The organism is Xanthomonas sp. D-99 (genome assembly GCF_017746145.1).
GTDB classification, from domain to species: Bacteria; Pseudomonadota; Gammaproteobacteria; order Xanthomonadales; family Xanthomonadaceae; genus Xanthomonas; species Xanthomonas cissicola.
Genome location: NZ_JAGHWU010000077.1, coordinates 1 through 13186 on the forward strand (window position 1 = coordinate 1; position 13186 = coordinate 13186).

At 59.7% G+C, this 13186-nt stretch carries 12 protein-coding genes; all 12 read right to left on the reverse strand.

Translation table 11 applies throughout. From position 1 onward, the window contains the following. Positions 1-306: 306 nt before the first annotated feature. The gene (locus tag J7360_RS19435; RefSeq protein WP_209034547.1) at positions 307-3486 is read right to left on the reverse strand and encodes a type I restriction endonuclease subunit R; all 3180 of its coding nucleotides are present in this window, start codon (positions 3484-3486) and stop codon (positions 307-309) included. Beyond that, complete coding sequence (locus J7360_RS19440; protein ID WP_057664255.1) at positions 3486-4160, reverse strand: hypothetical protein; 675 nt, start codon at positions 4158-4160, stop codon at positions 3486-3488. Before J7360_RS19440 ends, J7360_RS19435 begins: the two co-directional genes overlap by 1 nt. Next, positions 4160-4906 carry an abortive infection family protein gene (locus tag J7360_RS19445; protein WP_057664251.1) on the reverse strand — a complete coding sequence of 249 codons (747 nt, stop codon included), beginning with the start codon at positions 4904-4906 and terminating at the stop codon, positions 4160-4162. The genes J7360_RS19440 and J7360_RS19445 overlap by 1 nt, the downstream gene beginning before the upstream one ends. Further along, the gene (locus tag J7360_RS19450) at positions 4903-6450 is read right to left on the reverse strand and encodes a restriction endonuclease subunit S (RefSeq protein ID WP_209034549.1); all 1548 of its coding nucleotides are present in this window, start codon (positions 6448-6450) and stop codon (positions 4903-4905) included. Before J7360_RS19450 ends, J7360_RS19445 begins: the two co-directional genes overlap by 4 nt. After that, entirely contained in the window at positions 6443-6874 is a 432-nt protein-coding gene (locus J7360_RS19455) for a nucleotidyltransferase substrate binding protein (protein ID WP_244667839.1), read from the reverse strand. The genes J7360_RS19450 and J7360_RS19455 overlap by 8 nt, the downstream gene beginning before the upstream one ends. A gap of 13 nt (positions 6875-6887) precedes the next feature. Next, the gene (locus J7360_RS19460; RefSeq protein WP_343237359.1) at positions 6888-8702 is read right to left on the reverse strand and encodes a class I SAM-dependent DNA methyltransferase; all 1815 of its coding nucleotides are present in this window, start codon (positions 8700-8702) and stop codon (positions 6888-6890) included. Positions 8703-8719: 17 nt separating this feature from the next. Beyond that, positions 8720-9712, reverse strand: coding sequence for a restriction endonuclease (locus J7360_RS19465; RefSeq protein ID WP_057663664.1), 993 nt, complete (start codon positions 9710-9712; stop codon positions 8720-8722). Between the two features lie 53 nt (positions 9713-9765). Beyond that, a complete protein-coding gene (locus J7360_RS19470) occupies positions 9766-10074 on the reverse strand; it encodes a type II toxin-antitoxin system RelE/ParE family toxin (RefSeq protein WP_057663637.1) in 309 nt (102 codons plus the stop codon). Between the two features lie 6 nt (positions 10075-10080). Continuing rightward, the gene (locus tag J7360_RS19475; protein ID WP_057663641.1) at positions 10081-10344 is read right to left on the reverse strand and encodes a YlcI/YnfO family protein; all 264 of its coding nucleotides are present in this window, start codon (positions 10342-10344) and stop codon (positions 10081-10083) included. 95 nt (positions 10345-10439) lie between these two features. Further along, positions 10440-11126, reverse strand: a complete 687-nt coding sequence (locus tag J7360_RS19480) for a hypothetical protein (protein WP_228909113.1) — start codon at positions 11124-11126, stop codon at positions 10440-10442. Continuing rightward, positions 11116-11646: a hypothetical protein gene (locus J7360_RS19485; RefSeq protein WP_057663645.1), complete on the reverse strand. Its 531-nt coding sequence runs from the start codon at positions 11644-11646 to the stop codon at positions 11116-11118. The genes J7360_RS19480 and J7360_RS19485 overlap by 11 nt, the downstream gene beginning before the upstream one ends. Before the next feature lie 127 nt (positions 11647-11773). Continuing rightward, the coding region (locus J7360_RS19490; protein ID WP_343237360.1) for an XVIPCD domain-containing protein at positions 11774-13186 on the reverse strand (1413 nt) is incomplete at its 5' end.

Here is a 13186-nt window from a genome sequence, read left to right on the forward strand (position 1 = left end):
CCAACGCCGCTATCATCAACCCTGGACTCTAAACCTGGCCGCTACTCAGGGCGGGGGGACGTCGGTGGCTGCGCAAGGCGCGCCAAGAAGCGCATGTGGTCGCGCAGTTGCTGCAAGCGGTATTGCGCGCCTTCTGGCAGGTAGTAGCCAGTGTTCACACTCAGGTGTTGATCAGCCCCGGTCATTCGATCTCTCGCATGTCTAAGCGAACCACCGATGTCGGAGGTGGCGAACCGCTGTACGAGGAGTTCCGAGGCTCCGTGACCAAATCCTGCTACCGTAGTCACCCGGCGTCAATAGCCCAAGTCATGCAGACCATGCAGCGGAGAGCGCCTCCGCCTGCTGCAGCACCGTCCGCACGGCGGCATCTTGTAGATCAGGCGGGTAGCCATACTTACGCAGGATTCGCTTGACCAACACACGCATGCGCGCACGCGCCGAGTCGCGGCGTGCCCAATCCACCGAAGCGCTGCCCTTGAGGCTCACCAGCAGCTCGTGTGCGATGACCTTGAGTGCATCGTCGCCCATCACCTGCACCGCAGATTCGTTTTCTGCCAACGCATCGTAGAAGGCGATCTCATCCTCGCTCAGCCCCTGCTCTTCGCCACGTGCACGTGCCGCGCGGATGTCCTTGGCGATGCGGATCAGTTCCTGCAAGACTTCGGCAGTGGTGATGGCATTGGCGTGGTAGCGCGCAATCGCGTCTTCCAGCCGTTCCGAAAATGCCTTGGTCTCTACAATGTTGCGCTTGCTACGCGAGCGGATGCCATCATTGATGAGCTTGCGCAGCGCTTCCAAGGCGAGATTCTTCTTCTCCATCCTCTGCACTTCGGCAAGAAATTCATCGGACAGGATGGAAATGTCCGGCGACTGGATACCGGCAGCCTTAAGGATATCCACGATCTCGGTGGAGACCACCGCACGGCTCACGATCTGGCGGATGGCGAAGTCGCGCTCCTGCGAGCTGATGCCTGAACCCGTCGCGCTTTTGACCAAGGCTTCGCGAATCGCCTGGAAGAAGCCCACCTCCTCACGCACCGCAAGCGCCTCATCCGAGGCGGAGGCCAACGCATAGGCCGTTGACAAGGCCAGCACCGCGTCCTGGTAGCGGCGTTGCGCTGCCTTCTTGCCATCGTCGCTGCTTGCCGCGGCCATCCATTGCTGCTGCTGATCGAGGATCCACTCGATTGCACCGGCCATCATCGCCAGGCGCTGCTGCGGCGTGCCATTTAGTGCCGTGAGGTAGTCAAAGCCGTGGTACATATCCCGCACGACTTCGTACTTCTCCCGCAGCACGGCGATCGCCTGCGCTTCGTCGATGCCGGTGTTCTGTTTGTCCTGGGGCGAATACTGCGCTAGGGCGGATTTCAGGTTCTGGGCAATACCGATGTAGTCGACGATCAAGCCGGCCGGCTTGTCCCGAAACACGCGGTTGACCCGCGCGATAGCCTGCATCAGGCCATGCCCCTTCATCGGCTTGTCCACATACATGGTGTGCATGGAGGGCGCATCGAAGCCGGTCAGCCACATATCGCGCACGATCACCAGCTTCAACGGGTCGGCCGGGTCCTTGGCGCGGCGCGCCAAGGCATCGCGCCGGGCCTTGTTGTCGATATGTTGCTGCCAGTGCGGCGGGTCGCTGGCCGCGCCGGTCATCACGATCTTGACCGCGCCCAGCGTGTCGTCGTCACTGTGCCAGTGCGGGCGCAGCTTGATGATTTCGGTGTAGAGGTCAACGCAGATCTCGCGGCTCATGCACACCGCCATCGCCTTGCCATCCAACGCAGCCACGCGCTCTTCGAAGTGCGTCACCAGGTCCTGTGCCACCAGGGCCAGCCGCTTCTGGCTGCCGACCAGCCGCTCCACTGCCGCTGCCCGCCCTTTCAGCTTTTCCTTCTCATCCGTGCCTTCCCCCTCGAACAGGGCCTCGACCTCTGCATCCAAATGGGGCTTTTCGTCTTCATCCAATTCAATGCGCGCCAGCCGCGATTCGTAATAGATCGGGACAGTTGCACCATCTTCCACCGCGCGGCTGATGTCGTAGACATCGATGTAATGTCCGAACAGCGCGGGGGTATTTACGTCGGTCGCTTCGATGGGTGTGCCGGTGAAGCCGATGAAAGAGGCATTGGGCAGCGCATCGCGCATGTATTTGGCAAAGCCATACGAGACCACGCCGGTCTCCGCGTCCAGTTTAGCTTTCAGGCCGTACTGGCTGCGGTGCGCTTCATCGGCAATGACCACCACATTGCGGCGTGTGGTCAATGGCGCTTCCAATTCACCAAATTTCTGCAAGGTGGTGAAGATGACGCCGCCGCTTGCGCGATCGAGCAGGTGCGCCAGATCTTCGCGGCTGTCGGCCTGCACCGGTGTCTGCCGGAGCAGCGCCTTGCACATCGAAAACGTGCCGAACAACTGGTCGTCCAGGTCGTTGCGGTCGGTCAGCACCACCAGCGTCGGGTTGCGCATCGCCGGGTGTTGCACCAGCCGCCCGGCGTAGAAGGCCATCAGCAGGCTCTTGCCGCTGCCCTGCGTATGCCAGATCACCCCCGCCCTGCGGTCGCCTGCCGGCTGCGCTTTAACGCTGGCCAAGCCGTACTTGGCTGGATCTTCGGCAACGGCGCTGCGTGAGGCGCGAATCGTCGATTCCACCGCGTGGTTCACCGCGTGGAATTGGTGGTAACCGGCAATGATCTTGACCAGTCCACCACCGGTCTCGCCAAAAGCGGTGAACCAGCGCAGCAACTCCAGAAACCGTTGCGGCGCGAACACGCCTTCGATCAGCGTGGGCAGCTCCGGCTGTCCCTTGGGCAGCACCTGCCTGCCGTCGGTGGTGCGCCACGGCATGAAGCGCTCCAGATCGGCGGACAGCGAGCCGACCCGCGCGGCAATGCCATCGGAGGTGACCAGCACCGCATTGGTGTGGAACAACGCGGGGATCTGCTGTTTGTAGGTCTGCAACTGGTTGAATGCGCCCACCAGGTTTGCACCTGCGCTGCCGGGCGATTTCAACTCGATCACCGCCAGCGGCAGGCCGTTGACGAACAGCACCACGTCCGGCCGGCGTCTGGTCTGGCCGCTGATGACCACAAACTGTTGAACGGCCAGCCAGTCGTTGTTCTCCGGGCGGTCAAAGTCGAGTAGCCAAACCTTGCCCGCTGTCAGCACACCATCGTCCGCGTAGTATTCGACATCCACCCCTTCGGTCAGCAGCGCGTGGATGCGGCGATTTTCTTCCAGCAGGTTCGGCAATTCGTTTTGGGTAAGCTTGCGGGTGGCGTCTTCCCTCGCCTCCGGCGGCAGCTGCGGGTTGAGCCGGGTGACGGCATCGGCCAATCGCTGCTGCAGCACCACGACATCGTGGCTTTCACGTTCCGGCGCGCTGCCGTCCGGGCCCGCTGTGTTGTCTGAGACGACGGAGTAGCCCAACCTGCGTAATTGTTCAAGCAGGGCTTGCTCGACTGCGGCTTCGGATAGAAAAGCCATTAGCTCTGCTCCTCATCGGAAAGTGGTTGTCGTACTGGAACGACTTTCCTTATGTGCTCCTCGATTGAGGTCGCATCCACTATTCGAATTCGTGCGTCAGCATTTTGCGCCAATGTTCCCATGTGCTTTTTTATGTCACCCAGCGCATCTGCGATCTTGGCAATGGATGGCTTTTCGACCACCCCAGGTAGCCCGGCATATGCCGAGACATCCAAAAGATATTTTTCAGTGTTTAGCTTTTTTTCCACTGCAGCACGCCAGCTAACGTTGACGTAAAAAGGCTTGAGCCGTCTGCTGACGTTCGCATCTTTGGGGTTGAACAGGTTGAATCCGATTGCAAAAGTAAAGCTAAACTTCTCACCTTGCCCAATCATGGTCAGCGCCGGGCGCTCTTCGGCATGCTTGAACAAGATGTGATAATTCTCGAAATCTCCAGCCTCATGCTCAAACGAATAGCAGACATCCAGGGCTGGACCCGTGCCTACGTTGGAGAACGCAAGTTGCAGGGCTCCGTTGCCATCGGGGTGCGGCTCGAAATGGGCAACCACCTGGGGCGAGCGGCCTGCCTTGCGCAGCGCACGGTTCTCGCGCAGCAGTGCATACGTGAATCCGGTGTAGATCAGGGTAGAAAACCCACCAACAGCGGTTCCAATCACTGCCCAGTCCCAGGCCATCAGTGCTCTCCTCGTTCCACATCCTTCTCCGCTACAAGAGCAGGTGCATCACGCGCGGCGTTCAACGCTTCGATATAAGCAGCGCGGTCAAGCTGGTAGAGCAAACGGCTGACGGAAACATTGAGGGGGAAGGAGTCATTGCCAGGCAAAAGAACCCGAAACCCAGAATTGCCGTCATCGTCCATTACCAACTCCAGTCCGACATAAGCGTCAATTAATTGGTTAAATTCCTCAAACCGCTCCCAAGGCTCACGCGAATTGACCGGATCTCGCTGCGCCTCCAGGTAGGCTTGATGCAGAAACATCACCAGTGCATCCGCTGACAGGACAGCCGAGCGGCGATGGTGAATGGACAGTTTGGCGAGAAATCCATCACGCCCATGACTGACCGGTCCAGATTCGTTCCGTAGATCGCCCAATGCTGATGTCAACTTATGGTGTTGCGAAACCAGCTTGAGAAATTTGCTGTTTTGGTTTTCGCCGAGCTTAAGCACGCGCACAGCGGCACCGACCCACTCACCGAAGTCTGGGGCCGTAGCCTTCGGCCTCACGGGCAGAGTCGGCGAATCGAGTTCACCTACGATGATCCGGCAAAATACTTCAACAATAGATTTCGCGCAATCTATACACGCATCATTGTCCTGATCCAGGGTGCGTTCCAGCGCCTCGAAGGTCTGCTGCAACATCGGGGCCTCGCGCCAATACAGGCACGCTTCACGGATGCCTGGGCACCAATCCAGGCTCACTTTGCTTTTTCCAGGAAGCACTTCACATCCCTTACCCGAAACTCGCCTGAAATCAGCTTGGGGAGCAGGATGTCGCGCTGTTGGGCAAGGGTTCGAGATTGCAAAGCATTGTTGATGATCTGCTCGAACAGCGGCGCGATGGTGTGGTCAAATTCACTCATCGCATCGGTCGGTGGCACAGCGACTTTAGCGTCAGCAAGGTGCTTGCGCTGAATATGACCCATCGTGGTGGCCTTGCCTGCGGCGATGGTTCGGAAGTTAGGCAAGTGTTGGCGTGTGGCAAAGTAATAGAACCACTTGGGCACTTCTGTCGAAGTCACTTTGAACAGATGCTGGTTCAATGCTCCACGACCACCCGTCCACACGTCGACTTCCAGCGTACCTGACCATGAAAACAATACATCACCGTCCTGCACGATATATTCTGACTTGAGCCGAGTACTTGCCTTGTCCGCATTTTGCGCATGACCAGCGCGCAGTTGCGCGATTTTTATGACGGGCAAGAACTCGACCTCACTCTCTGGCGGAAATTTCTGCAACGCCAGACCATTAAGGTAGTGAGCAATCGAGTCTAGTGAGGCAGCCCGCCACCCCTTCGGAATCAAGCCCAATTCCGATTCCTGCATTTCCTCTTGCGGCACGCCGTCGAAGTCCACGAACCAGGACTTGAACAGGGCGCTGGCCATCGCTTCCAGCGTCTGATTCATACGCCGGTTGATTCTTATCTTGTCGTCTAGTGCGCAAAGAATGCCCCCAATTTCTGTTTGCTCTTCGAATGACGGGAATGAAATCGTCAAACGCTCCAACATCTCATTATTGAGACTTGCGCGCGTCGACATTGAGGACATCGCCCTGACCGCACTCCGGAATTTCCCGCTCCTGAAGAAATAACGCGCAAATTCTGGCGCGATGACTTGCTCTTGCTTTGGTCGCAACCGCTTGGTGAAACCATTGAATGTTGCGCAGGGAATATCGGTAAGCGCAACGCTACTCATCCCCAACTCATTCAACGTCTCACTGGTGCGAGTCAGAAAAACGTCACCGCGCTTTACTGAGCAGCGATTGCGCTCCTGCGCTGTCGAATTCACTAGCTCAGACAACTCAGTTGGAACTGCGGAGTTGTAAAACACATCCTTGAACGACAAGAATGGAAAGCCCGAGCCAAATTCCGAACGCGGCTTTGATAGGCCGGAGCTAAACTCGTAAACACCGGCAAGCGAAATTTCTTTCCACAATTTTTGCACTACCACCTTGTCACGCTCAATTATCTTGCGAAACGACTCCCCCGTCGTGGCCCAATCAACCACATCCACCTTCCACGGCAAATCCGATTCGGAGAAATCGTCGGCCAGTGCCGCACTCACCGCCAGCGACAAGGGCTGATCGGTGATGATGGCCAGGTCCAGATCGGAATACTGCTTGGCCAGCCATTTGGCGCGCGAGCCAAAGGCCCATACTTCGTGGTGCGGCACATGCTTGCGCAGAATGTCGCGCACGATCCGCCAATGATCGGGCCGGATGTCGATATTGGGCGTGTCAGACATTGCGTGCTTCCAGCTTTTGCAACAAGTCGCGCGCATCGACGATGAAGTCCAGGGTGCCCTGGTACACCTTCTTCGCCTTTTCGTGATCGTAGGTGTGCGCGGTGATGTTGCGCATCTGCCGATACTTGAACCAGGCTTCCACGTCGGCGATCAAGCCCTTTTCGGCAGCCACACGCAGCACTTCGCGAAAGTTGGTTTCATCCACCTCCTCCGGGCTGGCGGATTCGGCCTCGATCTGGCGCTTGAGCATCTTGATGCCGATTTCATAGACGAACTCGAAATTCTGGATGACGCCTGCCACCAGCGTGTTTTTCACCTGCTTCGATTGCTGGTTGAACCAGGCGCTGTCGCTGACCACGACCAGGCTGTCTTCCAGCGAAGACACCGCATTGCGCAATGCTGTGAGGTCGAGTTTCTCGTTCATCATGTCTCTCCTGTCAGAACCCCAGGTTCTTCAGATTCATCTCGATCGCTGCGTCAAGCTTCACCGCTTCCTGCTGCTGCTCCCGCCACAGCGTTGCCAGGCGCTGCATCTTCTTCGCAAACGGCTCGCCGTCATCCTCTTGCGCCGCTGCGCCGACATAGCGGCCTGGCGTGAGTACATGGCCGTGCTTGCGCACCTCGTCGAGCGGGGCTGCCTTGCAGAACCCGGCGATATCAACATAGTCGCCTGCGTCCTGTTCTCCACGCCATGCGTGATAGGTCGCTGCGATCCTGGCCACCTCGGCATCGCTCAATTCGCGCCGGGTGCGGTCGACCAGTGCGCCCATGTTGCGAGCGTCGATGAACAGGATTTCCCCACGGCGGTCGCGCAACTTGCTCTTTAGCACCAGGCCATTGCTGCGGTCCTTGGCCAGAATCCACAGGCAGGCCGGAATCTGCGTGGAATAGAACAGCTGCCCAGGCAGGGCGACCATGCAATCGACCACGCCGGCTTCGATCATCGCTTTACGGATGTCGCCTTCACCGCTTTGCTGGCTGCTCATTGAGCCATTCGCCAGGACAACGCCGGCAACGCCGTGCGGGCTGAGGTGATGGACGATGTGCTGCAACCAGGCGTAGTTGGCATTGCCAAGCGGTGGTGGCCCGAACGCCCAGCGCACGTCATCGCGCAGGCGCTCGCCGCCCCAATCGGAGATATTGAACGGTGGGTTGGCCAGGATGAAGTCGGCTTTCAGGTCGCGTAGTTCGTCCTTGTGAAAGCTGCCCTCGTTGTTCCAGCGGATGTCGCTATCGATGCCGCGCACGGCAAGGTTCATCTTGCACAGGCGCCAGGTCGTGTAATTGCTTTCCTGCCCATAGATGGCGATGTCGCCAATGCGTCCGCCGTGCTCGTTGACGAACTTCTCGCTCTGCACGAACATGCCGCCGCTACCGCAGCAGGGGTCGTAGATACGGCCCTTGTAAGGCTCGATCATCTCCACCAGGGTGTGCACCACGCTGCGCGGTGTGTAGAACTCGCCGCCGCGCTTTCCTTCGGCACCGGCGAACTGACCGAGAAAATATTCGTACACGCGGCCAAGCACGTCTTTGGACTTCGCGCCCTTGTCGTTGAGCGCAATACCAGAAATCAGGTCGATCAGTTCGCCCAGCATCACCTTGTTGAGCGCGGGGCGCGCGTAGTCCTTGGGCAGCACGCCTTTCAGCGATTCGTTGTCCTTCTCGATAGCGCGCAAGGCGTCATCGATCAGCGTGCCGATGCTCGATTGCTTGGCGTTTGCCTGCAGGTGCGACCAACGCGCCTGCTTGGGAACCCAGAAAATATTCTCGGCGAGGTACTCGTCCTTGTCCTCTGCAGCCTGTGGATCTTCGGCCAGCAATGCCGCGTGCCGGGCTTCGAAGGCATCCGAGATGTACTTGAGAAAAATCAGGCCGAGCACAACGTGCTTGTAGTCGCTGGGCTCCATGTTGCCGCGTAGCTTGTCGGCGGTTTTCCAGAGCTTGTCGGCGTAGTCGAGTTCGGACACAGATTCCTTCTTGAGCGGTGCAGGCGCGGGTTTGGCCCGTGCCGGCTTGGGCTCGGGTGCAACATTGGGCGCAGCTGGCATTTGTATCGCCGCCGTCAAGGCAACCGATCCACCTCGCCCCCGACCAGCGCGGATGCGGCCGTCGTCGATCAGTTGCTGCTTGATGCGTTGGTAGGTGCTGTCCTGCCAGCCCAGTTCCTCACGCAGGCGTTGATTGCCCGCGCTGCCGCCAAGCGAAGCCAAGGCGGCGATGAAGCGCTCGATCTTTTGTTCGGTAGATGTCACTTTTTCTTCCTCTGGCTTCAGGCGGGCCAGTAAAGCCGCTTCAGCGGCACAATGCGTTTTGTCTCGGCGTCGGTAGCCGCATAGTGCTCGATCAGCGCGCGCACCACATGGTCCAGCGTCCACAGCGCCAGTGGAATGGACGCGCGATCTGCTTCGTACTGCGCATCCTTGCTGAAGCCGCCGGTGCTGACATACAAACCGCGATCATCCTTGTGGCGCCCACCAAGAAAGCTGCGAATGTCCTGACTGCCCATCTGCCCCTTACGATGCTTGACCTCCACGACAATACGTGGATGTTCGAAGCCAAACCCGTCTGGCGAGGCGACAATGTCTTTCCCACGGTCCGAGCCGGGTGGCGAGACCTGGGTCTTGTAGCCCATCGCTCGCAGAATGCCGGCCACAAGTTGCTGCATGTCACTCCAGCCAAGCTCGCTGACCAGATCCTTGATGCGCTCGAGCGCCTGGGATTCGATACCTGCGAGAGGGTCGGCAACGGCTTCGTCCAGCGCTTCTTCGATCTCCTGTACCGGCTTACCTTTGAGCACTGCCAATATCTCGTCGGCGGCACTGGGCGGCACCTCAAACAATGTCAGTGTGGAGCCAAGGCTATTCTTGGTTGAGATACCCAGGTGATCGCGGGGAAGCTCCTGCTGCAGCCATTGCACCTTCCGCGCAAGTGCTATGCCTGATTCAGCCGACTCGGGGAGGTACTCCGCCTGCCCCGCCACAGTGCCAACTGCGTAAAGGCGATTCGCTGGCGAGTAAGTAATGACCCAATCGTCTTGCTGAATTTCATTTACGAAACGCCATACCTGAGAGGCTCCGGAAATGACGGCACCAGGTCTGGCCAATGGCTCAGCAGCCTGATAAATGGCTATCAATTGCTTGCGATCAACACCTGGCTTGGCCTCAGCCGCGAGCTGAGTCCAACCTACTGCAACCACGCCTTGCTCGCGAAATGCTTCGTACAAGCTCCCGCCCTCACCGCGCACCATCCACATCCGTGCCATCACGACCTTCTTCTTAAATTCAGAATTTTCTATACATTCTTCGTCGTAAGACCTTAGCACCAGTCGTCTTCACGCTGATGCCTCACTGCGAGCGCGAGCACCGTCTGCTTGTCTTGGACTTCGAACAACAGCGCATAGCCACTTGGGCCGAAGCCAATCACCAGCTCACGCTGGAAAGGGTCGCCTTGGCGAACTTTACGACAACTCAGCGGTGCCACTTCAAGTACCGTGATGCCAGCACCAAGGAGCTGCAAAGCGCGCTCGGCCACGGCGAAATCAGTCCCAGCCCGCTGCAACAAATCGCCGTAGAGCCGCGCAAGATCATTACGCGCCTCCTCGGTAAAACGGACGTTAAAGTGCACCCTGGGTCAGCTCTTGCGCGCCTCGTCCAGCTGGGACTGCAGCCCGGCCAGCACATCCTTCGCGTCGATGTACCGCTCAGACGTTTTAGCGCTGTCACGCGAGGCCAGCCCACGGGCAATGAAGGCTTCCTGCTGCTGCCTCTGCTGCACCTGGGCACGCACGGAGTGCTCAACGAAGCTGGACAGCGTCTCACCCTCCTGCAGCACGGCTTCGGCCGCTTCGCGCAGCGCCGGGTCTACCCGGAGCGATGGAAGAGATGCGGATTTCATGGGGCCCCAGTGCGTTGCAATTGCGATGCATCATCGCAAGCAAGCGGCGGTGCTTCAAGGTTTTCTCCGTCAGACCTAAGCCGACAACGTCGCTTTTAGGCTGATGCGTTGGCGCGTAAACGCTGAAGCACAATGCTTGCGCGCTCCGGTTCGGCGACCATTCCCGGCAACGCGTTCACAAACGCCGGGTTATCCACTAGCCCCGCAAACACGTCGGCAACCCACTGTCGAAGGTCTGCATGCTCCACGGCCAGCTCTTCCACCAGCTCGGCACGGCCATCGACGACATTGAGGACGTCCTCCAGGTCGTGACTGGAAAGAAAGTCGCTGTTGCCTCGGGTAACGAAGGCTTCGAGCTTGGTCGCCACGAATGCTGTCGCTGTCACCAAGCGGATGGACAGGCGATCGCTCAAGGCAACCACTTGGGCCGTCTCTACCGCATGGGCGTACCAGCGGTTGGAGAAGCCAAGCACGCCGGCATCCACCGGCATCAGGTCGAAGAGGACGCCCGACGCTTGGTGTACCCAGCGACAGACGACACCGCTGCGCATCTCGCGCGCAAAGCCCTGCGATTCCACGCGCGCCTCGATACCCCGGAATCGAGCCCAATCAAGATTGACCACCGCATCGACGTCATAGGTGGCGCGGACGCTTTCCGCTAATGGATCCGACACCAGCAGGCCAACGACTGCCCCGCCAAGGAAGACCACGTGGCCGCAAAGTTCGCCCAGTGCATCCGCAATCACCAGCAGATGCGGCAAGTTAGGATCGTCAGACCGCATCGCCAAGCCCCAGCAATTGTTTGAGATAGCGCGCTGCCAACGTGCGCTCGCGCGCCCGCCCGCTGCGCAGGGCGTCCTGCAGCGCCAACAGTTGGTGCAAGGTGGGGTCGGCCAGCGCAGCGTTGGGCACACCGGTCGACAACGGCGACAAACCGGGGCCTTTGGCCGTGCCCTGCGCGCTTGGCCACACCGGTGCCTCCCCTGGGGCGCTGGCAATCGCAGTGGACAGTGGGGGCACGCCAAAGGCCGTAGGGATGCCACGCTTTAGCGGCCCGATCACGGCGGGGAAGGCATAGCGCACGCCGTGGACCGCAAATTCGTGCAGCGCCGTGCGCACCGTCTCCCATTCGCCGCGGCCTTTTTCCAGCGCCAAGCCGGATGCCACCGCGCGCTTGACGCTGCGATGCACCTGAGAAGGGCTCATGCCCAGCGCTTCTCCAAAGGATGCATACGTCCAGGCCTGGCCCGCCTGGGCGACCTGCTTGTACAGCACCACCAGATCTTGGGGCTTCAATTCCACCGCTAGGTCCGCCCATATTCCATATTCCGGAATATGGAATATCGGTCGATCGACTGATTTTCGCAAGCGGGCTTTTCAGAAGCGAACCCGAGTACTGATTACGCCCGAAGGGTGGAAGCTGACTACCTCACCCAATACTTCGGGGCCTGACAACCTCTTCCTGCGCCATCGATCTTTCCTGCCCCTGACTCTGCGCTTGCGCCAACGTACGCGCGTCGAGCTCTTGCAGCTTTGCCAGCGAGTGCTCCACCGGAGTATTGACTGCCATGTCAGTGGGCATGCTGGCACGCAGATGGGCCGGGTTGCTGGGTTCGCCCTGCACCACGAACACGGTGGCACCGGCCGCTACACGCGATGTTTGATTGCTCAGCATTACGTGGTCGATGCGCTCGAGCCCGTGCTCTTTTGCCAGATGGGCCAGGCTGGCGCTCATCCGCTCGCTGTGCGCATCGCTGGCGCGGCCCATGCTGGCGTCCAACTGGCCAACCAAGGTGCTGGCCTGTGCATGCAACGGGTGAGGCGCGGGCTGGGCGTCTTCTGAGTCTGCCTGTCGCGGCCTCCCAGGCACGGGCGCGGCAGGCCCGCCGTTCTGCCGCTGCGGCTGGGCCGGCGGATGCCCCCGCTCCTCCTGCCCTGGCCGTGCCCCTTCACGCCGTCGCCCTTGGTCCTGATGCTGCTCCCGCACCGGCCCGGGTGTGGTGCTGGTCAGCACGTATTGCCAGCGCGTCTGCGCGGGGTTGCCTTGAACCGCCGCGATGAACCCATCGTACTCGGCTGGATGAATTGTCTGGCAGCCAGCCGAATCGGTACTGCCGCTGGAACCGCGATGAATCTTGAAGGTGTCGTTGAGATCTTGCACACCGTTGAGATCGGCTTGATCAAACCAGCCGTCCGCATTGCTATCCCGCTGTACCCCGCCCCTCCCTGCATCGACTGCCGCCTGACTTGGGCGTAGTGCGTTGTCTTGGGTGCCTGGCCGGCTGGGATTTGGGTGCTGCCCCATCCGCATCTCGATGGTGCCTTCGCTCAGGCGACCGAGATCCCTGATGCCATCGGCATTGACGTCCTCGCCTTCGATCTTCCTGGGCCTGGTGATGCTCTCAAAGCCCGGCGAAGGCGCAAATGTCCTGTTCTCCATGCCGCCTTCCGCAAGCGGGCGCCGCCCCGTGTTGCCTGCATGATGATCGTACTGTGCAGTCGGCTCGGTGTTTGCTTGCTGGGCGACCTGCGTATGACGCGTGCCATCGGCATCCTTCCACAGTACGACCAGGCGGTCGTTGTAGACGCCCGTGCCGCCCTGAGCTTCGTTGATGGCAGGGGTTGCCGGATCGTCTCTACGCAAGCTTCCGGCATGCGCGCGATCCTGCATGGCCGCAAGCGTTGAGTTTTCCTGGCGAAGGCCTAAGACCACGCGCTCGTTGGGTCGCGAGAGTGCCTCGTGCGCGGCATCGTTACCTCTCACCTGCACGATGCTGGCGTAGACGTCATAGCGCTGTGCGTCGCTCAAGGCAGCCATTTGTGTCACCAGCACTTTTAATCT

Excerpts from the sequence above, each read along its gene's own strand:
- J7360_RS19435 (WP_209034547.1), bottom strand. The coding sequence starts at position 3,486 with ATGGCTTTTCTATCCGAAGCCGCAGTCGAGCAAGCCCTGCTTGAACAA.
- J7360_RS19440 (WP_057664255.1), bottom strand. The coding sequence starts at position 4,160 with ATGGCCTGGGACTGGGCAGTGATTGGAACCGCTGTTGGTGGGTTTTCT.
- J7360_RS19450 (WP_209034549.1), bottom strand. The coding sequence starts at position 6,450 with ATGTCTGACACGCCCAATATCGACATCCGGCCCGATCATTGGCGGATC.
- J7360_RS19455 (WP_244667839.1), bottom strand. The coding sequence starts at position 6,874 with ATGAACGAGAAACTCGACCTCACAGCATTGCGCAATGCGGTGTCTTCG.
- J7360_RS19465 (WP_057663664.1), bottom strand. The coding sequence starts at position 9,712 with ATGGCACGGATGTGGATGGTGCGCGGTGAGGGCGGGAGCTTGTACGAA.
- J7360_RS19475 (WP_057663641.1), bottom strand. The coding sequence starts at position 10,344 with ATGAAATCCGCATCTCTTCCATCGCTCCGGGTAGACCCGGCGCTGCGC.
- J7360_RS19480 (WP_228909113.1), bottom strand. The coding sequence starts at position 11,126 with ATGCGGTCTGACGATCCTAACTTGCCGCATCTGCTGGTGATTGCGGAT.